The organism is Gardnerella vaginalis (assembly GCF_001546455.1).
Classification (GTDB): domain Bacteria; phylum Actinomycetota; class Actinomycetes; order Actinomycetales; family Bifidobacteriaceae; genus Bifidobacterium; species Bifidobacterium vaginale_B.
Map to the genome: position 1 here is coordinate 13,561 of NZ_KQ956807.1, position 24,044 is coordinate 37,604.

Here is a 24,044-nt window from a genome sequence, read left to right on the forward strand (position 1 = left end):
GTTTACTTATGGAGATTTTATGAATATATTTTATGCTTTAAAAAGCGTTTTAAAGTCGCTTATTGCGCGATTTGTGAAATATATTATTAGCTTAAAATCTCCAAAAAATCGCAGAATTTTCTACAAGCGTGCGCTCGCTGTTCTAATTGTTTTAGTCTTCTTTGGTTTTGTTGGATTGCAAGTATCGCATGTTGTTCAAGAAGCAAATAAGCGTATTTTTGTAAATATTAGAAAGCAATATTTTAAGTCAGATAAGCTTGATTCCACTTTAAATGGTGTAAAGAGTGGGAAAAACAATAATGTTGGCGCAAAGTTTAAAGCAAAAAAGACGCCATTAAAGTCTATAGATAAGTCAAAAGATAACTCCAATGCGCAAAATCAGAATGCAAATGCAATTGATTTTTCTAATCTATGGAAGATTTCTACAGGCGGAGCCTACCCACAAATAGCTGGAGTTGATGCAAGCAATTTACGCATAAACGTTGATATTGCAAAGCAACGCGTTTATTTTTACAAAAATAACAATCTTATATACACAATGATTGTTAGCTCTGGAATAAATAATTCCACACCTAAGGGTGATTTTAAAATAAGACACAGGGGATATCACTTTTACAATAGCACCGAAGGAATGGGCGGAGACTACTGGGTTGGTTTTATAGGCGCAAAGTACTTGTTCCATTCTGTTCCAACTCGCGTTAATTTTGGCGATTATATTGTAGAAGAGGCGCAAAAACTTGGGGTTCCTGCATCGCACGGGTGCGTTCGACTAAGCGTTCCAGATGCAAATTGGGTTTACTCGAATATTCCAGACGGAACACCAGTACACATTGAATAATAGTGGAGTAATTTTGGAATAATCGTGGAATAATCGGTTAAGCTTTATACAAAATAAAAAACAATAAAAACAATAAAAAATAAGAGGATTCCGCAAATGAGAATCCTCTTATTTGTTTTGATTAGCTAAATTGTTTAGCTTAATCGTTTTATTAGAAGAACAAAACGCTAGCTGCGCAAGCCAACGCTGTTAGAACTATAGAAGCCAAGAAGCTTGCTAAGAATGCTGCTTTTCCTTGCTTAAATATAACTCTAAAGTTTACGTTGATTCCAAGAGCAGCCATAGCCATTCCAAGGAACACGTATCCTGCGTCTACAAGTAGGGATGCGTAAGACGAAACAAAAGGCACGTAGGTTCCAATAACAGATGCTGCAATAAATCCAAGCATAAACCATGGGAAGTTAATCTTGCGCTTTCCGTTATCTTCTACTTGGCTGTGACGTGCATTCCACCAAATTGCAATAAAGATTGATGTAGGAACAAGCATAAGAACTCGAGTAAGCTTCATGATTGTTGCAACGTCAATGCTTCCAAAAGCTCCGCCAGCTGCAACAGCGTGTGCGATTTCGTGGAGAGATGCTCCAGATGCAATTCCAAGCTGCTGTTTAGTCATTCCAAAATGAGGAAGAATAAAGATTTCTGCCAAAGCGTAGATTGTGCCCATTATTGCAACGGTTGCAACAGCCATAACCTCGTTTTGTTCTTTTTCATCTTCTTCTTGCGGAAGCACTGGCATGGATCCCGAAAGACCCATAACAGCTGCAGCTCCGCAAATGCTTGTGCCTCCTGCGGTTAGCATTGCAAGTTGTGGGCTAACCTTAAGGAATTTTGCAATGTTGTATGTAATGCATACCATAACGGCAACTAGAACGGCTGCAATAGGTAAGCACTTTAATCCTTGAGTAAATAGAACGTGCAAATTTAGCTTAAAGCCAAGCAAAATAATGCCAAGTCTAAGTAGTTTATTTGCGATTAAGCCAGCAGATGCTTTAACGCCTGCTCGTCTGGAATCATTGTTCAGTTTGTATACGTGTAAAGGCAGCTGCAGAGCCATGCCAATAAGCAACGCAATAATAAGAGCTCCCAAAAGGCTTAGGCCAGGGAACTGCTTGAGCCAGCTACCAATTAAGGAAGCTAGAAGTGTAAGCACAGCTATAAGAGCCATGTTTGTGGTGCAGATTTTCTTTTTCCATGTATCAAAGAAATTAACCATTTAGCCAATTATTCTCCCATAATCGGACAAAAATGAACAAAAATTCAAAAATATTACACATTTTCTAGCATTTTGTTGCAATGGCAATCGACACGCCTATATTAAAAATCACAGAATAAAACATATTTGATAAAAACATATCGTAGTTTTGTATTAGTTCCATTTAGATTGCGCTTAATTAAATCTTGTTGAAAAAAATCATAATTGTGTAATTATTGTATGTAGTTAAAGAGGTAATTATGTGCAATATTAATATTCAAATTAAACGCGTTTATGAATCATTTGATGAACATGATGGCTTTCGAGTATTAGTAGATAGATTGTGGCCTAGAGGCATAAGTAAAGAAAAGGCAAATCTTGATTTGTGGTGTAAAGATATTGCTCCATCAAGTGATCTGCGAAAATGGTTTGGGCATAAGTCTGAGCGTTTCGAAGAATTTGCCAATCGTTATATTGAAGAGCTAGACGAGAATCAAGATTGTGTAAACCAAATCGTAGATATATGTAGAAAAAGTAAAAAAGTAACGTTTTTATATGGAGCGAAAGATCCGCGTATAAATCATGCAGTTGTATTAAAAGATTACATTCAAAATGTTTTGCAGAATTAAGATTGTAATAAGCGAATCTAATACATAAGCAAAAGTTGATGTTTATAAACTTTTATAAGTAACGATTAGTGGCATGTGACGAATTTTCGACACACCGATTTTCCTTGATATTTCAATAAAAATAATTTATAAATTTGTTATTTTTAAAATTGTCTCGACACTTTGTGATTAGTACATTAGAATGACCACTTGGCTAGGGGCGGCGGTTGGTATAGCCTCTGCAAAAGCTGCCAAACCTGCGCACAAGTAGTGCTTGTTTTTTTTTTTTAAGCTGGCGCTCGTTTTGGTGGTTGTTTTTTCAATCACAACATACATATGAACTTGTTTTACACAAGGAGAAAACAATGAAATCGTTGTTTACATGGCAGCTTCATGGCGATGGAAAAACTTTGAAGCCTGGGGAAGTAGTAGAGCCAGACGAGCGTTTAACCTGGACTCGTACTGCTGGTATTGGTGCTCAGCATGTTATTGCTATGTTTGGCGCAACATTCTTAGTGCCGATTCTTACAGGATTTGATCCGTCGACCACTTTAATGTTCACGGCTCTTTCCACAGCATTGTTCTTACTGATTAACGCAAATAAGCTTCCTAGTTATTTAGGAAGCTCTTTTGGTCTTATAGCACCTGTTATGGCTGTAACCGCTGCGCATAAGGGCATTGCTGTAGCAAGCTTTGGCATTATGTGCACAGGTATTCTTCTTGCGCTAATTGGTGTGCTTGTGCATTTTGCTGGAGCAAAGTGGATTGACGTTATTATGCCTCCTGTTGTTAACGGTGCAATCGTTGCAATCATTGGCTTTAACTTGGGTCCAGCTGTTTGGGGCAACTTCCAAAAGGCTCCAGATACCGCTTTGGTTACTTTGATTGCGGTTATGCTTATTGCAGTAGTCTTCCGTGGTCTTCTTGGAAGATTGAACATTTTGCTTGGCGTTCTTGTTGGCTACGCTTATGCATGCTTCCAGGGTCAAGTTGACTTTAGCAAGATTGAGCAGGCAGCTTGGATTGGTTTCCCTAAGTTCCACACTCCGCAAGTTGACTTCTCTGTTTTGCTTATGTTCTTGCCAGTGGTTCTTGTTCTTATTGCAGAAAACGTTGGTCACGTTAAGTCTGTAGCTCAGATGACTGGCCGCGACTACGATTCCAAGATTGGTACGGCTTTGTTTGCAGACGGCTTGGGCACTGCAATCGCTGGCTGCTTTGGTGGTTGCGGTACTACAACCTATGGCGAAAACATTGGCGTTATGGCTGCAACAAAAGTGTATTCTACCGCTGCCTACTGGTGCGCTGCATTCTTTGCATTCGTATTAAGCCTTTGCCCAAAGTTTGGTGCAATTGTAAACTCCATTCCAGCAGGCGTTTTGGGCGGTGTAACCACTTTGCTTTACGGCATGATTGGCATGATTGGCGTGCGCATTTGGGTAGAAAACAAGGTGAACTTCGATAAGCCAGTTAACATTATGATTGCTGCAATCGTTATGATTATTGGTATTGCTAACTTCCAGTTTGCTGTTTCTGGAATTCAGTTTAATGGTATTGCAATCGGCACTGTTGTTGTGTTGGTTGTTTACCACGTAATGAAGGCAATCGGAAAGCTTACTGGAACAATCGCTAAAGACGATCCAGATGTTGCTTAGCTTAAATGCTTTAATCTGATTTAATCTAATCAAATTAGGCGCGTTCGCTACTTTTGCGAGCGCGCTTTTTTGTAATTATTTTTGATTACACAGCAAACACAACAAGTAGATTGGGAATAATTAGTATAGTATTATTAACCTTATGTTGAAAGTCATTATAGAAATACTCATTGGCGTTGCATGGGCTGCTTTTGGCGCTTATATGGCTAAAAAACCTAAAAACACTAAAGTGCATAAGCGTTCCGATTATTCAAGCGATGGAAAGAAAAAGAGCAATCAAAATAATGATTTTGCCGATACTTCTGCAGATGATTCTATTGACCAAGATGTAGTTGTAGAAAGCATTGATGAAGATAATAGCAATGCAAATGTTGTTGATAAAGATGCTTCTAAAGATGAGTCTAATAGTGAAAACAAAGATAAGACTTCTTCAAAGTTTGCAAAAAAAATAAAAGATTTGGCAGACTATTATAGTGACGATGATGACCTTGGTGACCTCTTTAGCGATATATTAGAAGCTAAGAAAAAACTAGAAAACAAAGACGATTTGCCAAAAAATAGCGATACTAGCAAAGATAGTGAAAGCGATACTAGCAATATCAGTAATAACGCTAAAGGCAATAAAAGCGATAGAAAAAACTCAAATAGTAAGGAGAATAATCACTATATGAGAATAGATTTTGATGTAAATAAATTTGTTGGAAAATCAAGAAAATGGCGTTGGATTTTTGCTGCAATCGTAGTAGCAATAGCTTTTGTATGCGCAATTGTTTTTGGCCTTGCAAAGTTTATAACCGATTGCATGTGGTATGCGCAACTTGGATTCGAAAGCGTAATCTGGATCCAACTAGCCGCTAAAATCGGCGTTTGGGCTTTGTATGCTCTGCTTATGGCTGCGTTTGGCTATTTATCTGCATTTATTGCGATTAAAAAACGCCCTGGAAGCGAAGACGGTGTGTATGTTAAAGAAAGCGGTAATGTTTTAAACACTAAAAAGGGAATAAGCTCTAAGCTTGCAATGCATGTTGCGGGAGTTGTGTCTTTGATTGTAGGCGCTGTGTTTGGAATGCAATTCTACAGTCATTGGGTGCAGATTCTTCTTATGTTTAATTACCAGCCATTTGGTATTAAAGATCCTCAATTTGGATTTGATAACGGCTTCTATGTGTTTGTGTTGCCAGGATTAAGACTTTTTATTAGAGCGTTTATTGTTCTTCTTGCTGTTTCTTTACTGTTTAGCGTTATAACAAATGTTTTGATGGGAGCTGTAAGAATTACTCTACCTATAGGCGGCAAGGGCATTTTTAGCATAACAAAAAGCGCAAGGCGTCAAATTTCCGCATGGTTTATGCTCGTTATTATTTTCTGGTCTATTTTGCAAATCTTAGATGTGTTTGCGGTTGTAAACCTAGATGGAAGTAGGATTACAGGCGGATTGTACACAGATATGAATGCAGGTGTTCCTTCTAGCATTGCAATGGCAGTAATCACACTTGTAGTTGGTGTAGTTATAACAGCGTGGTTGCTAAAATCTCATGCTCTTAATGGAAGTGTAAAAATTGGCACACGATTTGCTGTAGCTGTTAAAGCTTGGCGCACGCCTGTTATAGCTGTTGCGTCTCTTGTTGTATGCGCAATGGTGTTGTCTTTAGCTTGGCCTGCTCTTTTACAACGCTTTAAGGTGGCGCCTAACGCCCAGGAATTAGAAGCAACTTATATTCAACGAAATATAGATGCAACTAAGTTTGCGTATGGCTTAAATAATGTTAAAAAAGAATCGTATAACGCTACTTCTAAAGGAAAGTCGGGAGCGCTAGCAAAAGAAGCGGAGTCTACTGCACAAATCAGGCTTTTAGACCCTCAAGTTACTTCTCCAACTTTCCGACAATTGCAACAATCTAAGCAATACTACACTTTTGCAGATACGCTTTCTGTAGATAAGTACGATATTGACGGCGTGAGCCAAGACACGGTTATTGCTGCAAGAGAGCTTGATTTAGCTGGAAACGATAATCGAAACTGGGTTAACGACCACACTGTTTACACGCACGGATATGGCATTGTTGCGGCCTATGGCAATAAGGTTACTGCAGACGGCCAGCCGCAATTTATGGAGTATGGAATTCCAACTCAAGGAAAGCTTACAAAGTTAAAGAAGTATGAGCCGCGCATCTACTTCTCTCCAAACGCTCCAAAGTATTCGATTGTTGGGTCTAAAGAAGGCACTGCTCCTTGGGAGTTTGATTATCCAACTGGATCAAATGGTGCTTTAACAACGTTTAAGGGAAATGGCGGACCAAGCGTTGGCAACTTCTTCTCTAAGTTGCTACATGCTATTCGTTTTGAATCCGATCAAATCTTATTCTCGGATAGAGTTACCGCAAATTCCCAGATTTTGTATGATCGCGACCCTAAGACTCGCGTTTCTAAAGTGGCTCCATATTTGACTTTAGACGGGCGCGTTTACCCAGCAGTTGTGGACGGACGAGTTAAGTGGATTGTTGACGGATACACAACGTCCGACTCCTACCCGTATTCGCAAATGACTGATTTTGGAAAAGTAACTCAGGATTCTACAACAACAACATCTCATTCGATTAAGGGTTTGACTAATCAGCGTGCAAATTACATTCGTAATTCCGTTAAAGCAACGGTTGATGCTTATGACGGCTCTGTTGATTTGTATGTGTGGGATAAAAAGGACCCTGTGATTAAAGCTTGGAGATCAATATTCCCAGGGCACTATCACGATATTTCTAAGATTTCTGGCGATTTGATGAGTCATATTAGATACCCAGAAAGCTTGTTTAAGGTACAAAGGCATTTGCTTGCAAAGTACCATGTTGATAGTGCAAGTCAGTTCTTCTCGGGAGAAGACTTCTGGCAGACTCCAGTAGATCCTACAGAATCTCAAAGTCTTCAGCGAGAAGACATTTTGCAACCTCCATATTATTTGACTTTGCAAACCCGAGGGGCAAATAAGCCAGTGTTCTCGCTTGTTTCTACATACATTCCTGCTGGAAAGATTACTCGAGAAATCCTAACTGGATTCTTGTCGGTAGATTCCGATGCTGGAAATGTTGCTGGAAAAGTCAGTGAGAATTACGGCAAGCTAATTCTTCAAGAATTGCCTAAGGTCTCCAATGTTCCAGGCCCTGGCCAGGCTCAAAACAACTTTAACGCTAATGCAAATGTTTCTAAAGAGTTGAATTTGCTTGAATCTGGTTCAACTAAGGTTAAGCGAGGAAACTTGCTTACATTGCCACTTGGCGGTGGATTAGTTTACGTAGAGCCAGTTTACGTTCAGTCTAGCGGATCTACGAGCTACCCATTACTTAAGAAGGTGCTTGTTGCTTTTGGAGATCAAGTTGGATTTGCAGACACTTTGGATGAAGCATTAAACCAAGTGTTTGGAGGAAACTCTGGCGCAAATGCTGGCGACGCTTCCAATAATTCTGGCGCAAACAGTATTGCTTCTAATCCTAAGCAAAAAGATTCGAGTAAGACTAGCGAAAATGGCAATAAAAATGCTAATGCTAAATCTGATTTTAGTGCAAAAGCAAAAATGGCTCTTAAGCGAGCAGCTCAAGCACTAAAAGATTCGGATGCTGCAATGAAATCTGGAGATTGGCAAGCGTATGGCAAAGCTCAAAAAGAGCTAAGCGATGCGATTAGTGATGCTATTAAAGAAGACTCTGGAAAGTAAAAGCAAAAGTCAAAGAAGCGCCTAAAGGCAGTTTTGGATTAATAAACATAATGCCGAGCATAGTTTAGATTATGTTCGGCATTATGTTATGTGTTGGCTTTATGCGTTTTTACATTTGATTATCTGGGTCTTCGTCGTCTTCTACAGGGCCTAGCAATAATCGCTCGCTTATATTAACTACGCCCATCAATATTGCTGTAAACGCAATAATTACGAATGTTGCAGAAAAAATAAGCGGAGTGCGGAAAGAATTATATGCAGCTTGCAGCCAAATACCTAATCCTTGACGTGATCCAAGATATTCTGCAGTAGTAGCTGCGCCAAAAACGTAGGCTGTGCTAATGCGAATTCCACCAAAAATTTGTCGAGCTGCAATCCTTAATTTTACGTGCCAAAGCGTCCAAACTCGTCCCGCTCCGCATGTGAGAGCTACATCGCTATAAAAACTTGGAACTGCATCAAGACCTCTAATTGTTTGAACAGCAATAGGGAACATGCTAAAAATAGCTACGATAACAATTTTTCCAGACATTTCGAAACCGAACCATATAAGAAATAGCGGGGCAATCGAAATAAGTGGTAACGTTTGTGCAGCACAAAGAAGGGGGAACAAAGCTGCGTGAACCAGCTTGCATACGTGAAAAAGTACGCCCAGTAAAATGCCGCTCACAATGGCAAGACTAAAACCAATAACTGTTTCTTCAATAGTTGCAAGGGTTGCAGGCCATAATTGTGGCCATACATCATAAGTTGCTTTAGCAATATCTGTAGGAGTTGGAATGGAATTTTCTGGAATTTTATAGAATTCGCAAGAAAGCTGCCAAAAAATTAGTAATGTAATAGTAGAAATTATTGTTGGCAGATAATTGTGCAGTAGTGTTTTCCAGCGCGCGCGCGTCATGGAATATCGTTCCTTTCAGTATACAAGCCATAATGCTTGTTGTATCTGCTTGACTGCTGCCCCAATCAAACAATGTAAAATTTTACAAACTTTCTTGTATGAAAATATCACATAGCTAGTATGTAGTTAGCAAGCGTGTATTTTATGCGTATTTGTCTTTCGATTAGTGCATAATTTAGTCGTTTCGTGAGTCAATGTGTGGCAAACCAAAAGTTCTAATTTTTGGGGGCATTGAACGGCGCGGGCTAGGCCCTTGATACCGTTTTCTGCCAAGTTCGTGTTACATTCCCAGAAAGCGGTTATTTATTAAGAAAGCTAGGGAACTTATGATATGCGAATTATGGCGTAATGTGCGAGCTTTTTGTTTGAAATTTAATAAAAATATTATGCGTGCAATAGCAGTTTTTATAAGCTCATGCTGCATTCTGTCTTTGTGTGCGTGCGGATCAAACAATAGTAAGCAGAATAGTAAATCTGGTCTTCAAAACGTTTCGTTTATGCTTTCGTGGATACCGGATACTAATCATATTGGCATATACGTGGCAAAGCATATGGGATGGTTTAAGCAAGCTGGTTTACACGTGAATATTTTGGCTGTGTCTCAAACTGGTGCAGAGCATGCTGTTGACTCTGGTGCTGCGGATTTTGCTTTAAGTAATATTACTAGTCTTGCAGATTTCAGTACAAAAGGCACTAAATTGAAGGAAGTTTTGCAAGTTCAGCAAAAGCCTAGCGCAATTTGGTGCTCTCTTTATAAAAATACTAAAATTCATTCGCCTAAAGACTTTGATGGTAAAACTTTTGCAACCTTTGGATCTGCAGAAGGTGATGCTGTGATTCGTAGAATGATTCAGCACGATGGTGGCAAAGGTAAGTTCGATAAGGTTACTGTTGGTACTTCTACGTTCCGTACGCTTGAATCCGGAAAAGCTGATTTTGGTGGTTTTTATGGCACTTGGGAAGGTGTGCAGGCGGAAATGTATGGTCCAAAGTTGCGTTGCTTTAAGACAGCAGATTATGGAGTTCCTGGTCAGCCAGATACGATTGGTGTTATTACTAACGCAAACACAGTTAAGCGCAATCCGAAGCTTGTTCGCGCTTTTGTTAAAGCCGTTAAGCGCGGTTATGAATACGCTTACAATCATCCAGATGAAGCTGCAAACATTTTAGTAAAAGAAGCTCCTGAAGCTAATCTTGATGTGAAATTCGTTAAGCGAAGCATGAAGATGATTGTTGACGGGCAATATTGGGGTAATCGTGCAGACATAAAAAGCGGCAAGTTTGTGTTCGGCACAAGTGATGTTAAGGGCGCACAAGAATACTTCGACTTCCTAAGTAAGGAAGGTGCGTATACGGATTCTAAAGGCAAAGTAACATATAAAACTCCTCAAGCAAAAGAATTAACTACGGACGAATTTTTGAAGTAGTTTACGCAATGACTTGAGTCTTGCTAAAATAAAGTACAGTATATGAGGGCGTATCGGGTAGTTGTATAATCCAACTTCAATCGGTACGCCCGTTTTGTTGTTGAGTTATAAGATTGGGTGTGAATTATGGCTTCGGATTTTTGGCTTATTGCTGGCCTTGGCAATCCTGGATCTAAGTACGAAGGTACTCGTCATAACATGGGGTTTATGGTTGCGGATTGTCTTGCTGAGCGTTGGTCGGTACAGTTTTCGGATCATAAAGGCCTATCTAAACTTGGCAAGGGTGTTATGAATTTAGACGGTAAGTCGGCAAAGTTTTTCCTTGCAAAACCACTTACTTTTATGAACGATTCTGGAGCTGCAGTATCTTCTATAAGTGCGTATTATCAGATTGAGCCAGATCATATTGTTGTTATTCACGACGATATGGACTTGGATTTTGGACGCATTAAAGTAAAAGCTGGAGGTTCTGCTGGAGGCCATAACGGTATTCGCTCCATTGATCGCAGCCTTGGAACTCCTAATTATGCGCGAGTAAGAATGGGTGTTGGTCATGCTCAGCGTGGTGCTCATTCTCACGATAATACTGTTAATTGGGTTTTGGGCGGATTTGCTGGTGCACAAAAATCTGATCTTCCTAACTTTTTGGCAGATGGCGCAGATGCAGTAGAAAGTGTGATTTTCCGCGGTCTTAGTGCCACTCAGGAGCATTTTAATGGCAGATAAAGCTGATTCTGTTACGCAAAAGTCGCCAGTTTTAAAAGATTCATTAGAACAAAGTTCTTGCTCGCCTAAGTTGTGTCTTGAAAATATACTTCAAGATATTTGTAATAAAAACGATTCGTTTAAGTCTTTAGCTTTGCTCGAAGAAGATTTTTCTAATCCTCTTAACGTATACTGCCCAAATGGTGCTAGGGCGGCCGTTGCTGCACAAATGGCGGTTAAAAATACAGTTGTTTTAATAGTTCCGTCTAGTAGAGATGCTTTAGAATCACTTGAATCCATACGAGATTTTTACAATGGGAATCCTCAAGATATTGCTCAGCTAGAGGCTTGGGAAACTCTTCCGCATGAGCGTCTTTCTCCTAGAGCAGATACTGTAGCAAGTAGAATGGCGGTTTTTAGGCGATTAAAGCATGCGCAAAGTAGTAAAAATGGCAAAGATGGCGAAGATAACATGTTTGGTCCAATTCGCGTTCTTGTTATGCCTGTTCGTTCCATTATTCAGCCAGTTGTTAAAGATCTTTGTAATGTAGAGCCACTTGTTTTTGAATGTGGTAAAGAAATTCCTATTGATGTTGCTATAAAGCGTCTTGTAGAAAATTCTTATAATCGCGTAGAACTTGTTATGAACCGCGCGGAGTTTGCAGTTAGGGGCGGAATCATAGACGTTTTTCCTCCAACAATGGATCACCCTGTGCGTATTGAGTTCTTTGGAGATGAGATTGATACAATTAAGCAATTCCACGCTTTAGACCAGCGCACGTACGGAAAGAACATTAGTAGAGTATGGGCTACAGCTTGCCGAGAATTGCAGCTTACGGAGGGTATTCAAAAGAGAGCAAAGTCTTTGATTGGTAAGATTCCAAATGCGCAAGACATGTTGGAATCAATCGCAAATGCAATACCTGTAGAGGGTATGGAATCTTTGCTTCCTGCGTTGGTTGACAATATGGAGCCAGTGGAAAATCTTATTGAAAAAAACGCAATAATTTTGGTTTCGGATTTAGAAAAATGCAGACGAGCAGCTAACGATTTAGTTAAAACGGCAAATGAGTTTTTGGCTGCAAGCTGGCATGTTGCTGCATCGGGCAAAGGCGCAGGCGCTCCAATAACCTTTGATAAGGCGAGTTTTCTTGATTTTGACAGTGTTTTAGAAAATCTTGAAAACAACAATCATCAGGTAATTAACTTAAACAGTTTTGCGGCAGATAAGTCGTTAGAAACCGTTGAGGCTAAGGGAGAAATCGAAAGTAAATTCGTAAAAAATAGTTATTTAGACTTGGGTATTAAATCTCCTCAAGAATTTAGAGGAGACAACGAAAAGATTTCTGGCGGAATATCAAGTCTTATTTCTAACGGATATAAAGTGTATATTAGTGCGGCCGCTAGCGGAACATTAGCGAGATTAGTGCGAGCTGTACATGCAACTGGAATATTTGATTTTTCGCAGATTAGTTCGCGTATAGTTGATGGTTTTATAGATACGCAAAGTAAAATCGCAATTCTTAGCGAAAGAGATTTAACGGGAAAGTCTTCTTCTGCAAATGGGATTAAAACGCCAAAGCGCAGAAAAAAAGAGATTGACCTTCTAGACCTTAAGCCAGGAGATTTTGTTGTTCACGAACAGCATGGAATCGGTAAATTTATAGGCATGAGGCAGCGAATTGTAAAAACTTCAAATGGGGAAGCTACTCGCGAATATTTGGAAATTGAGTATGCTCCTAGTAAACGCAATGCTCCTGCAGATAAGCTTTTTATTCCAACAGATCAGCTTGATTTGGTTAGCAAATATATTGGTGCAGAGATTCCAAAGCTAAATAAGCTTGGAGGCGCGGACTGGGCTGCTACAAAAGAAAAAGCGCGAAAAGCTGTTCAAGAAGTTGCGCAAGACTTGATTAAACTTTATTCTGCAAGGGCGTCTAGCAGTGGATTTGCTTTTAGTGCAGACACTCCATGGCAAAAAGATCTTGAAGACGATTTTCCATACCAAGAAACTCCAGATCAGCTTACGACTATTGACGAAGTTAAACAAGATATGCAAAAGCCAATACCAATGGATAGGCTGATTTGCGGAGACGTTGGTTTTGGTAAAACCGAGATTGCTGTGCGCGCTGCTTTTAAGGCTGTTCAAGACGGCAAGCAGGTGGTTGTTCTAGCGCCAACAACTCTTTTAGTTCAACAGCATTACGAGACTTTTACTAATCGTTTTTCTGGCTTCCCTGTAACGGTTGCTGCAATGAGCCGATTCCAGAGCGCAAAAGAAATTAACGAGGCTATACAAGGCCTTGAATTAGGCAAAGTTGATGTTGTTATTGGTACGCATAAGCTTTTAAATCCAAACATAAAATTCAAGGATTTAGGTTTGGTGATTATAGACGAAGAGCAGCGTTTTGGCGTTGAGCACAAGGAGACTTTAAAGGCTTTGCGCACAAACGTAGATGTTCTTAGTCTTTCGGCAACGCCAATTCCTAGAACGCTAGAAATGGCTGTTACAGGTATTCGCGAAATGTCAACTCTTGCTACGCCTCCAGAAGACCGTTTGCCAGTCTTAACTTATGTTGGAGCTTACGAAGACGCGCAAGTGGCGGCTTGTATTAAACGCGAGTTGCTTAGAGGCGGCCAAGTGTTTTATGTGCACAATCGAGTGGAAGACATTAGCAAAGTTGCGTCTAATATTCAAAAACTTGTGCCAGAGGCTAGAGTTGCGATTGCGCACGGAAAAATGGGCGAAAAGCAGCTCGACACTATTATTCGCGATTTTTGGCACAGAGATATTGACGTTCTTGTTTGCACTACGATTATTGAAACGGGATTAGATATTTCTAACGCCAATACGCTTATTGTTGACCGTGCAGATAGGTTTGGTTTAAGTCAGCTTCACCAATTGCGCGGGCGAGTTGGCAGAGGTCGTGAGCGTGCATATGCATATTTTTTGTACGATTCAACTAAGCCAATGACTCAGCAGGCGCACGATAGACTTGCAACAATCGCCCAATATACAGCTCTTGGATCTGGATTCGATGTTGCTATGAAAGATTTGGAGCTTAGAGGCACTGGAAACTTACTTGGCAATGCTCAAAGTGGCCATATTGAAGGCGTTGGATTTGATCTTTATGTTCGCATGGTTTGTGAAGCTGTTGAAAAATACAAAGAGCCAGAGCATAAGGAAACTGTTTCTACGTCTATTGACTTGCCTATAGAAGCTTCGATTCCAATAAACTATATTGATTCCGACAAATTGCGATTAGAAGCTTATAGAAAGATTGCACAGGCTCAAAATGACGATGATTTGAAGGATATTTTTGACGAGCTAAACGATAGATATGGAAATCCGCCTAAATCTTTGCAAACACTGTTTGATGTTGCTCGACTTAGATTTAAAGCCAGCAAAATGGGAATTAGTCAAATAAGTTTGCAAGGAAAATCCGTACGAGTTATAGGTTTTGACCCTGCACAATCTGTTTGGATGCGTTTGAGTAGGATTTATAAAGGCGCTCAGTTTAAGCCTGTTACGCATACAATGATTTTTCCTTCTCCTTTTGCGTCTGTTTTAGGAGATTCTTCTTCTGCCAAAGAACAAGATGTTATTGAGTTCACTAAGCAGCTTTTAGAAGATATTGATTGGTAAAATCTTTGTTTGTGCTAGTTTAAGAATTGCATATAAGTTTAAAATGCGGTGCAAATATAAGTGTAAATATTGGCTTTAAAGCTGGGCGACTTACTATGTTAAATAACGTCCATAAAACGCATTAATCTTAAATATGTTACACAACCAACAGATATAAATAAGGAGTAGTTGTGGCAGCTATTGAAAGCGTATACGCACGCGAAATTTTGGATTCTCGTGGAAATCCTACTGTTCAGGTTTATTTGGAGACCGAAGATGGCGCTCAGGGCATTGGTTTAGTGCCTTCTGGTGCTTCAACTGGTGAGGCAGAAGCTTGGGAGCGTCGCGATGGCGACAAGTCCCGCTACCAGGGCAAGGGTACTTTGGAAGCAGTTAAGGCTGTTAACGAAGTAATCGCGCCAAAGGTTATTGGCATGGATGCCAGCGATCAGCGTGCTCTTGATGAAACAATGATTGAGCTTGACGGCACTCCAAACAAGGGCAAGCTTGGCGCAAATGCTATTCTTGGTGTTTCCCTTGCTGCTCTTTATGCAGCTGCCGAGTCTGCTGAGCTTCCTTTGTACCGCTATATTGGCGGCACCAATGGCCACATTCTTCCAGTTCCAAACATGAACATTATGAACGGTGGCGCTCACGCTGATTTTGCAACCGATATTCAGGAATACATGATTTCTCCATACGGTTTTGCAACTTATAGCGATGCTTTGCGCGCTGGTGTTGAGGTTTATCACACCTTAAAGAACGTTTTGAAGAAGGAAGGCTTGGCTACTGGTCTTGGCGACGAAGGTGGCTTCGCTCCAAAGATGAAGTCCAATGAGGATTCCTTAAAGTACATTATGGATGCAATCGAAGCAGCAGGCTACGAGCCAGGCAAGCAGATTGGTATTTCCCTCGACGTTGCTTCCTCCGAGTTCTACAACAAGGAAACTGGCAAGTATCGTTTCGATGGCGAAGAGCGCGAATCTGCTTACATGCTTGATTACTACGAGAAGCTCATCAACGAATACCCAATCGTTTCCATCGAAGATCCATTCCAGGAAGAAGGCTGGGATGATTGGGCAGCGATCACCAAGCGTCTTGGTGATCGTTTGCAGTTTGTTGGCGATGATTTGCTCGTTACTAATCCAAAGCGTTTGGCTAAGGGCATTGAGCTTGGAGCAGCTAACTCCTTGCTTGTAAAGTTGAACCAGATTGGTTCCGTTACCGAAACCCTTGACGCTATTGAACTTGCAACCAAGAATGGCTTCACTTCTATGGTTTCCCACCGTTCTGGCGAGACTCCAGATACCACCATTTCTGATCTTGCTGTTGCTAAGAACACTGGCCAGATTAAGACTGGTGCTCCTGCTCGTGGTGAGCGTATTGCTAAGTACAACCGCTTGCTTGAGATCGAAGAAGAGCTTGGCTCTACTGCTCAGTACGCTGGTTACAGCGCATTCAAGGCTTGCAAGAAGTATATGAAGTAACTATACTGAGGCTTTTATAGATTCTATGTGAGTTTATTTAAGCTTTAAATCTTAGCCTATATTCGGCCAGTCGCATTTGATTGCGATTGGCCGTTTTTCGTATATTTTTGCGATTTTTTTAAAAAAATATATAAATTTTTCTAAAATTACTTTTATTCTCATCAAAATAGTGCTATTTTTTATGGAAAACTAAAAACGGAAGGAGATGTTTCATATGAGAAAAGTCGCAGTTATAGGCATGGGAAACGTTGGTGCAGCAGTAGCGCATCAACTTGTTGTTGGCGGTCATGCAGACGATTTGTATCTTTATGATACAAACGAGGCAAAGGTGAATGCTGACGCATTGGATTTTGAAGATTCAATGGATAATGTGCCTTTTAACGTTAATATTACGGTTAATGATTATGAAGCATTAAAAGACGTAGATGTAATCGTAAGTGCTTTAGGAAATATCAAGCTTTTGGATGTTCCTAATCCTGATCGTTTTGCAGAGCTTAATAATAATCGCGTTCAAGTTAAAGAAGTTGGTGCCAAGATTAAGGCTTCTGGATTCCATGGTGTTTTGATTGACGTCACTAATCCTTGCGACGCTATTTGCCAGCTTTACAAAGAGTCAACTGGTCTTGATTACAAGCAGGTTATTGGAACTGGCACATTGCTTGATTCTGCGCGCTTGCATCGAGCTGTTGGCAAGTTCTTTGGCGTGCATCCAAAGGCTGTTAAGGGCTATAGCTTGGGAGAGCATGGTGATTCTCAGTTTGTTGCCTGGTCTACTGTTAAAGTCTTTGAGCAGCCTATAACAGAGCTTATTAAAGAAAAGAACATGGATTTAGACGCAATTGACGAGGAAACTCGCGAAGGCGGATTTACAGTGTTCTATGGCAAAAAGTACACAAACTACGGTATTGCTGCTGCTGCAGTTCGACTGGTAGATGCAGTTCTTTCGGATTCTAAAGAGCAAATGCCTGTTTCTAACTATCGCGAAGAGTACCATTCTTATCTTTCTTACCCAGCAATTGTTGGTAGAGAAGGAATTGTTAAGCAATGCCAGCTTGATTTGACGCAAGAGGAGTTGCAAAAATTGCAACACTCGGCAGATACTATTTTGAGCAAAGCTCAAATGGATTAGTCTAAAGTATAAAGCTTAATAATAAATTTAAAAGTAATTGCGGTTGGCGGCTTATGCTGTTGGCCGCAATTTTATAAACGCGTGTGCGTCACGTCGAATATTTAAAGTAATTTAGAAGTATGATTTTAAGAAATCGCCGCATGACTTCAAATACAGTTGACGAATCAAATCAGTCAAAGAAAAAGAGGCTGTTTTCTGGTTCAGTTGTATTTGTTTCCATGATAGTTGTTGTATTTCTTTGCTGTATTGGTCTTATATCTACAATTCGTAATTATGCTTTAAGTTTGGCAGAATTGCATGCTTTACAAAGAGATGAAGCTGCTTTAAAAGATAAAAAACAGGCGCTTAATAACGATGTGGAACGCTGGAAAGATAAGGCGTATGTTGCGGCTCAGGCTAGGGAGAGATTGGGATTTATATTTCCAGGAGAGCAGGCCGTTAGAGTAGAACATCCAGAGGCGATTACAGGCTATGTTCCAGAATCGTTTAACAAAGATGATTCTTTGTATGAAGATAGAAAAGCATTGCCGTGGTATAGCGATTTATTCTATGCGCTTCACAAGGCAGATAAGCCAGAAGACATGAGCTTTAAGGCTAAAGAAAATGGCACTAATGGCACTAATGGCACTAGTAATAATGCGAATAGGTCTAATAAATCTAAAACTAATCATGCAAAATCTACAAATAAAAAACCCAATAATAAAAGTAGATAGAATTAAAAGTAGATAGAATTAAAAAAGAATAAAAGTTGTACGTAGAACTTAAGATTATGCAATGCATATGGAGTTGAAAATGGGTTTAAACACAAAGTTGTTGGTGGATCATTTACTAGAAAATCCTGCATCAAAAGCAGATAAAGATATTGTAAAGCGTCAATTGGGAAGATTCCCAAGAGGCATGGTTGCAGTTGGAGCTAGATGTGTTTGTGGCAGGCCTCTTGCTGTTATTACGCGTCCATGCTTAGAAGACGGAACGCCTTTCCCTACAACATGCTATTTAACAAGCCCAGAAGCTGTTAAGGCCGCTTCGCATTTAGAGGCTCAAGGTTTTATGAAGGAATGCAACGATTTGTTAAACAACAACGAGGACGTTGCTAAAAAATATGAGCAGGCTCATAAAACGTATTTGGAATTTCGTAAAGAGTTGGCTAATCGATTAAACGATAGCGAAGAGCATATTAAAAATATGAGCGCGGGAGGAATGCCAGTTCGCGTTAAATGCTTGCATGCTTTGCTGGCTCAAAGTCTTGTAATGGGTAAAGGTGTTAATCCTATTGGAGATATGGTTTTAAACAAAATATCAAGTGAGTTTAGTCCAGATGTTTGTAAGTGCACTACGCCTTGGGGCGATGACGACTATTCGCAAGTTGAAAACGAAAAATATTGCAATCCTGGCCTTAAAAATGACGATTTAAAAGTGCCGTCTGGAAAGTCTGTATGCGTTGCAGCAATTGATTGCGGAACTAATTCAATTCGCTTAAAGATTGCTAAAGTTGATGCAAACGGTATGAAAGATGTTGTTCCTCGAATGCTTAGAGTCGTGCGATTGGGGCAGGGGATTGACGAAACGCATATGTTTGCAAGTGATGCTCTAGAGCGCGTAAAAGACGCTGCTAAAGAGTTTGCTAAAGTTCTTAGTGAGCACAAAGTGGACGCTATTCGTTTTGTTGCAACTTCTGCCACAAGAGATGCCTTAAACAGAGACGTGTTTGAGCAAATGATGTTTGAAGAGCTTGGCGTGCATCCAGAGGTTATTAGTGGAACCGAAGAGGCGGCTTTGAGTTTTTTGGGCGCAACAAGTGTGGTTTCTAGAAAAGATTTGCAAGCTCCGTATCTTGTTATTGATTTAGGCGGAGGCTCTACAGAGCTTGTTCTAGGCGGAGATGGCGTGAATCTTGCTGAAGATAAGGTTGATTCGGCCTATTCTATGAATATTGGTTCTGTGCGCATGACTGAGCGTCATTTGCATACGGATCCGCCTACAGAAGAAGAAATATCTTGTGCAGTTAAAGATATTGATAAGAATATAGACGAAGCGTTAAAACATGTTAATGCTGGCAAAGCGCGTACGATTATTGGCGTTTCGGGTACTGTTACAACTATGGCGGCTCTTGCAATTGGCTTAAAGCATTATGATCATAAGGCTGTTGATGGAGTAAAAATTGCTTTGGATCAAGCTTACACGGTTAACGATCGATTCTTGCATATGACGCGAGAGCGTAGACGCACATACGCTACGATTCACCCAGGAAGGGTTGATGTTGTTGGCGGCGGAGCTGTTGTGTTAAGTCGCGTTCTTGAGCGTCTTGCTAAGGCGGCTTATCAAGATCATGGCGGAGTGCTTGAAACTTTTGTTGCGAGTGAGCATGGATTATTAGACGGAATCACTTTAGATTTAGGCCGAAGAACACTCGCCACGCGCTGAGTTGTTTTTATTTGATTTATATGGCATAATTAGTGTCTGTTGCCTCCGTGGCGGAATTGGCATACGCATCAGACTTAAAATCTGACGCCCTTACGGGCTTGTGGGTTCGAGTCCCACCAGAGGCACAAATCTTACGCTGCGAAATTATTTTTTCCATAATTTGTGTTAATTCTTTGTTGCAAATCGTAAATCTTTTGGCTAAATGCTTATTTTTCAACAAAAAATATTTGTATACGGGCTTGCGTTAATTGAGAATCGTACTAATCTATACCATTAATTGCAATAAAAGCAATCAAAAAAAGTACAAGTAATTGCAAATAGGAAAAGAGACATAATGGCCGATTTAGAAGTCGCTCCAGAGTTTAAGGATGCCTACGATTCTTACGATCATAGTGATCCTGCTCTGTTAAACAAATTAGCTGGCAACTTTACCGTTTTGCCTAATGATAATCCAGTTTCTAGCGCTAAGCGAGCTGAGCTTATTGATAAGCCAGCATTTGGCCAAATTTTCTCCGACAATATGGTTCATATGTCTTGGACCAAGGGAGAAGGTTGGTCCGATAGGCGTGTTGAGCCTTACGGCCCGTTAAAAATGGATCCAGGCGCATCCGTTCTTCATTACGCGCAAGAATGCTTTGAAGGCTTAAAGGCATATAAGCGCGCCGATGGTTCTGTTTGGCTTTTCCGCCCAGATATTAACGCTGCACGATTCCAAAATTCTGCTAAGCGCTTGTACTTGCCAGATCTTTCTATTGACGATTTTATTGGTTCTGTTGCTGCTTTAGTTAAGCGCGATAAAGAGTGGGTGCCAAGCAGGCGTGAGTACACTCTTTACATGCGTCCATTTATGTTTGCTTCCGAGCCATTCCTTGGAGTTCGCGAGGCGCACGAGGTTGAGTATTGCGTAATTGCTTCTCCTTCTGGCCCATACTTTAAGGGAGGCTTAAAGCCAGTTAGCATTTGGGTAGAAGATCAGTGGTTCCGTACTGGCCCTGGTGGTACTGGTTTTGCTAAGTGTGGCGGAAACTATGCTGCATCATTGCTTGGCGAATACAAGGGTATTGAGCACGGATGCGAGCAGGTTTGCTTTGTGGATGCTGCAACTAAGACTTATTTGGAAGAGCTTGGCGGCATGAATATGTTTGCTCTGCACAAAGACGGTCATTTGGAAACTCCATCTTTAACTGGCAGCATTCTTCCAGGCGTTACTCGTCGTTCTATTATTCAGCTTGCAAAAGAAAAGGGTCATGATGTTGTTGAAACTATGATTCCGCTTCAAGGCTTGCTTGACGACATTCGTTCTGGCGAAGTTACCGAAGTTCTTGCTTGCGGAACCGCTGCAATCATTACGCCAATTGGAAGATTTAAGTCGGAAGACTTCGATCTTAAGGTTGCAGACGGCGGCGTTGGCTCTCTTACTCAAGAGCTTCGTGATGAGCTTCTTGGAATTCAGCTTGGAGATGTTGAAGACACTCACAACTGGATGTGGAAGGTATGCGACTAGTCGAAAGTGGCTTAAATTAAGCTAACTAAGGTTTAGTTAATTAGCGCGTTACGTTTTGTGTTTAAGTGTGTTCAATCATGCTTAAACATATTGTGTGGCGCGCTAATTGTATGCTTATTAGTTGTATATGGCTATAAACAGTTATAGATTAGACAGTTGTAAATTGCCGCTCAAATGTGTTTAGGCGATTTTATAGCTTTGGAAAGGAAATATTGTGGAAGGGGCATTAGGAGACAACATTTTCTTCCTTGTTGTTGAATACATAGCTATGGGCTGCTGTGGAATGGTTGGCGGAATGTGGGCTATTCGCAAGAACTACGATATTTTTGCAATAATCACAACGTCTTGGCTTACAGCATTGGGTGGCGGAATTGTTAGAGACGTTTTGCTTGGTGCTTTGCCGCCTGTAGGAATTGCGGATAGGGGATTTGTTTTTACGGGGCTTGCTTCGGGTGTTATTGTTGCTTTTGCTCATCTAGAAATCGATGAGTGGAAGTGGTTTATGCTAACGTTGGATGCTTTGGCGTTGGGACTTTTTGCTGTAAATGGCACTGCCAAAGGTTTGGATTTTCACATGTCTGGAATGGCGTCTGTGTTTTTGGGCATGGCTACAGCTCTTGGTGGCGGTTTAATTCGAGATATGGTTTTAAATCAAGTTCCTGTAATTGTTCGAGATAAGCATTGGTATGCGTTTCCTGCGGGCGTTGGGTGTGTTTTAACGGTGTTTGTTGTAAAAGCGCAGCGTGCAGGCTATTTTGACGTTATTACAGAGATGATTTTAGACACGCTTATTGTTGTGCTTGTAGTCACAATGCGATTGATGTCTGTTAAGTTTGATTTAACACTTTTTGGTGCGGCAAATCGCAAATCGCCATTAAAAATAAGTAAATATCGCAGACATAATGCATATAGCCGTAAAATTTCCGATAAATCTATAAAAAATGCAGAAAAAAATAATCAAAATAACTAGAAAATATGGCCTAATCTGAATAAATATCGATTAGTGTTTAGACTTTGTCTTTGCCTATCTTAATAATAAAACACATCGACCAGAGGTCGCGCTCAACAAGAGTAGCAATCATTAGCCAGAAAGAGGCGTTAAGTGATTTGCAAAAGGGGAGAGCGCCGAAGTTTGTAGGTTATTCTTTCTACCTTACAAGCTGGGACTTGGCTCAATAGGCCAAGGACTGTCGCAGCAATTTTGGCAATTTGCTGCGGAGTGCTATCGACATGCATACTGTTGCCTGTTTGCCTCTGTTTGAATATTGTCAAAAGGAGGAAACAATGAGTAACAACAGTTCATCAACTACTGAATCTCAAACCGTGCATCGCGGTTTAAAAACACGCCACATTTCCATGATTGCTTTGGGTGGAAGCATTGGAACAGGCTTATTTGTAGCCAGCGGCGCAACAATCCACATGGCAGGCCCAGGCGGTGCGCTTTTAGCGTATGCTGCAATCGGCATTATGGTGTATTTTCTTATGACATCTCTAGGCGAGATGGCAACTTATATGCCAATTAGCGGATCTTTTGCATCTTATTCTGGAAAGTTTATTGATCCAGCTTTAGGATTTGCAATGGGTTGGAATTATTGGTTTAACTGGGCAATCACGGTTGCTGTAGATATAAGCACGGCAGCAATTGTTTTGCAATATTGGCTTCCTAATGTGCCAATCTGGATATTTTCTCTAACAGTTCTTGTTATTATTCTTTTGATTAACATTCTTACTGTTAAGTGCTTTGGAGAAACCGAGTATTGGCTTTCGATTATTAAAGTTGTAACCGTTATTATATTCCTGGCTATTGGTTTGCTTACGATTGTTGGAATTCTAGGCGGAAAAGCACCATTGCTAAGCAACTTTACGCATAAGAATGCTCCATTTGCTGGCGGAATCCCAGCTGTTTTAGGCGCATTTGCTATTGCAGGCTTCTCGTTCCAGGGAACAGAGCTTATTGGTATTACAGCAGGCGAATCAGCAACACCAGATAAGAGCATTCCAAAGGCTGTAAAGCAAGTGTTCTGGCGCATTGTTTTGTTCTACATTCTTGCAATCTTTGTAATCGCATGCATTATTCCATACACAAGCCCAAGCTTGCTTGGATCGGAAGCTAGCGATATTTCTATAAGCCCATTCACTCTTGTGTTCCAGCGCGCAGGATTGGCAGTTGCAGCAACAATTATGAATGCTGTTGTGCTTACATCTGTTATTTCGGCAGCCAACTCTGGAATGTACGCATCTACTAGAATGCTTTACGCTCTTGCAAAAGATAATCACGCTCCAAAGGTGTTTGGAAACGTAGATAGAAGAGGCGTTCCAGTGCAATCTTTGGTTGCAACGTTTGTTGTAGCTCTTTTAACATTCTTAATGAGTATTTTTGGAACGCAAATTTACATGTTCTTAGTTGCTGCAAGTGGTTTGACTGGATTCATTGCTTGGGCAGGAATCGCAGCTGCACACTACAGGTTCCGCAAGGCGTATATTGCACAAGGAAAGTCTTTGGATGATCTTGTTTATAAAGCTAAGTGGTATCCATTTGGTCCGATTGTGGCTCTTGTGTTGTGCATTTTGGTTATTGTTGGCCAAGATCTTGAATCGTTCCACACACTTAATTGGCAGGCAATTGGCATAACCTATATGTCTGTGCCGCTGTTCATTGTGCTTTATGTTGGATACAAGATTAAGTACCACACCAAGGTTATTCCGTTAGATCAAGTTGATTTAACAAAGTGATTTAGAATATAAAAAATGCGCTCAGTGATTTGCTGAGCGCATTTTTTATATTGAATTATCAGAGTTAGTGGGCGTTGCCTTGACCGCCTTGACCGCCTTGACCGCCGTTG

The 24,044-nt window shown here is 40.6% G+C and carries 16 protein-coding genes, 1 tRNA gene and 1 riboswitch; of the genes, 15 read left to right on the plus strand and 2 right to left on the minus strand.

Annotated features, from left to right (window positions below):
• Positions 1-19: 19 nt before the first annotated feature.
• Positions 20-838 carry a L,D-transpeptidase gene (locus tag HMPREF3216_RS06535; RefSeq protein WP_060786532.1) on the plus strand — a complete coding sequence of 273 codons (819 nt, stop codon included), beginning with the start codon at positions 20-22 and terminating at the stop codon, positions 836-838.
• A 151-nt stretch (positions 839-989) separates the two neighbouring features.
• On the opposite strand, the gene HMPREF3216_RS00960 is transcribed toward HMPREF3216_RS06535, so the two are convergent.
• Positions 990-2,051, minus strand: a complete 1,062-nt coding sequence (locus HMPREF3216_RS00960) for a YeiH family protein (RefSeq protein ID WP_060786533.1) — start codon at positions 2,049-2,051, stop codon at positions 990-992.
• A gap of 239 nt (positions 2,052-2,290) precedes the next feature.
• On the opposite strand from HMPREF3216_RS00960, the gene HMPREF3216_RS00965 reads away from it, so the two are divergent.
• From HMPREF3216_RS00965 to HMPREF3216_RS00975, 3 genes are all read left to right on the plus strand, one after another.
• Positions 2,291-2,659: a DUF488 domain-containing protein gene (locus HMPREF3216_RS00965; RefSeq protein ID WP_060786534.1), complete on the plus strand. Its 369-nt coding sequence runs from the start codon at positions 2,291-2,293 to the stop codon at positions 2,657-2,659.
• Between the two features lie 344 nt (positions 2,660-3,003).
• Complete coding sequence (locus HMPREF3216_RS00970; RefSeq protein ID WP_060786535.1) at positions 3,004-4,293, plus strand: uracil-xanthine permease family protein; 1,290 nt, start codon at positions 3,004-3,006, stop codon at positions 4,291-4,293.
• Between the two features lie 142 nt (positions 4,294-4,435).
• On the plus strand, positions 4,436-7,999 hold the full coding sequence (locus HMPREF3216_RS00975; RefSeq protein WP_060786536.1) for a UPF0182 family membrane protein: 3,564 nt from the start codon (positions 4,436-4,438) through the stop codon (positions 7,997-7,999).
• 109 nt (positions 8,000-8,108) lie between these two features.
• On the opposite strand, the gene HMPREF3216_RS00980 is transcribed toward HMPREF3216_RS00975, so the two are convergent.
• A complete protein-coding gene (locus HMPREF3216_RS00980; RefSeq protein ID WP_060786537.1) occupies positions 8,109-8,900 on the minus strand; it encodes an ABC transporter permease in 792 nt (263 codons plus the stop codon).
• A gap of 386 nt (positions 8,901-9,286) precedes the next feature.
• On the opposite strand from HMPREF3216_RS00980, the gene HMPREF3216_RS00985 reads away from it, so the two are divergent.
• From HMPREF3216_RS00985 to HMPREF3216_RS01035, 11 genes are all read left to right on the plus strand, one after another.
• A complete protein-coding gene (locus HMPREF3216_RS00985) occupies positions 9,287-10,327 on the plus strand; it encodes an ABC transporter substrate-binding protein (protein WP_415688743.1) in 1,041 nt (346 codons plus the stop codon).
• A gap of 126 nt (positions 10,328-10,453) precedes the next feature.
• On the plus strand, positions 10,454-11,053 hold the full coding sequence (gene pth, locus HMPREF3216_RS00990; protein WP_060786538.1) for an aminoacyl-tRNA hydrolase: 600 nt from the start codon (positions 10,454-10,456) through the stop codon (positions 11,051-11,053).
• Complete coding sequence (mfd, locus tag HMPREF3216_RS00995; protein WP_060786539.1) at positions 11,043-14,678, plus strand: transcription-repair coupling factor; 3,636 nt, start codon at positions 11,043-11,045, stop codon at positions 14,676-14,678. Before pth ends, mfd begins: the two co-directional genes overlap by 11 nt.
• A 170-nt stretch (positions 14,679-14,848) precedes the next feature.
• The gene (eno, locus tag HMPREF3216_RS01000; RefSeq protein ID WP_004111823.1) at positions 14,849-16,144 is read left to right on the plus strand and encodes a phosphopyruvate hydratase; all 1,296 of its coding nucleotides are present in this window, start codon (positions 14,849-14,851) and stop codon (positions 16,142-16,144) included.
• 214 nt (positions 16,145-16,358) lie between these two features.
• Positions 16,359-17,273, plus strand: a complete 915-nt coding sequence (locus HMPREF3216_RS01005) for an L-lactate dehydrogenase (RefSeq protein ID WP_060786540.1) — start codon at positions 16,359-16,361, stop codon at positions 17,271-17,273.
• A 119-nt stretch (positions 17,274-17,392) separates the two neighbouring features.
• Entirely contained in the window at positions 17,393-17,986 is a 594-nt protein-coding gene (locus tag HMPREF3216_RS01010) for an FtsB family cell division protein (RefSeq protein ID WP_060786541.1), read from the plus strand.
• Between the two features lie 79 nt (positions 17,987-18,065).
• On the plus strand, positions 18,066-19,697 hold the full coding sequence (locus HMPREF3216_RS01015) for a DUF501 domain-containing protein (RefSeq protein WP_060786542.1): 1,632 nt from the start codon (positions 18,066-18,068) through the stop codon (positions 19,695-19,697).
• A gap of 41 nt (positions 19,698-19,738) precedes the next feature.
• Positions 19,739-19,822: transfer RNA gene (locus tag HMPREF3216_RS01020), tRNA-Leu, on the plus strand.
• A 209-nt stretch (positions 19,823-20,031) separates the two neighbouring features.
• A complete protein-coding gene (locus HMPREF3216_RS01025; protein WP_060786543.1) occupies positions 20,032-21,201 on the plus strand; it encodes a branched-chain amino acid aminotransferase in 1,170 nt (389 codons plus the stop codon).
• Positions 21,202-21,415: 214 nt separating this feature from the next.
• The gene (locus HMPREF3216_RS01030) at positions 21,416-22,171 is read left to right on the plus strand and encodes a trimeric intracellular cation channel family protein (RefSeq protein WP_060786544.1); all 756 of its coding nucleotides are present in this window, start codon (positions 21,416-21,418) and stop codon (positions 22,169-22,171) included.
• 71 nt (positions 22,172-22,242) lie between these two features.
• Positions 22,243-22,434, plus strand: a riboswitch (Lysine riboswitch).
• 51 nt (positions 22,435-22,485) lie between these two features.
• Entirely contained in the window at positions 22,486-23,934 is a 1,449-nt protein-coding gene (locus tag HMPREF3216_RS01035) for an amino acid permease (RefSeq protein ID WP_060786545.1), read from the plus strand.
• Positions 23,935-24,044: the final 110 nt, after the last annotated feature.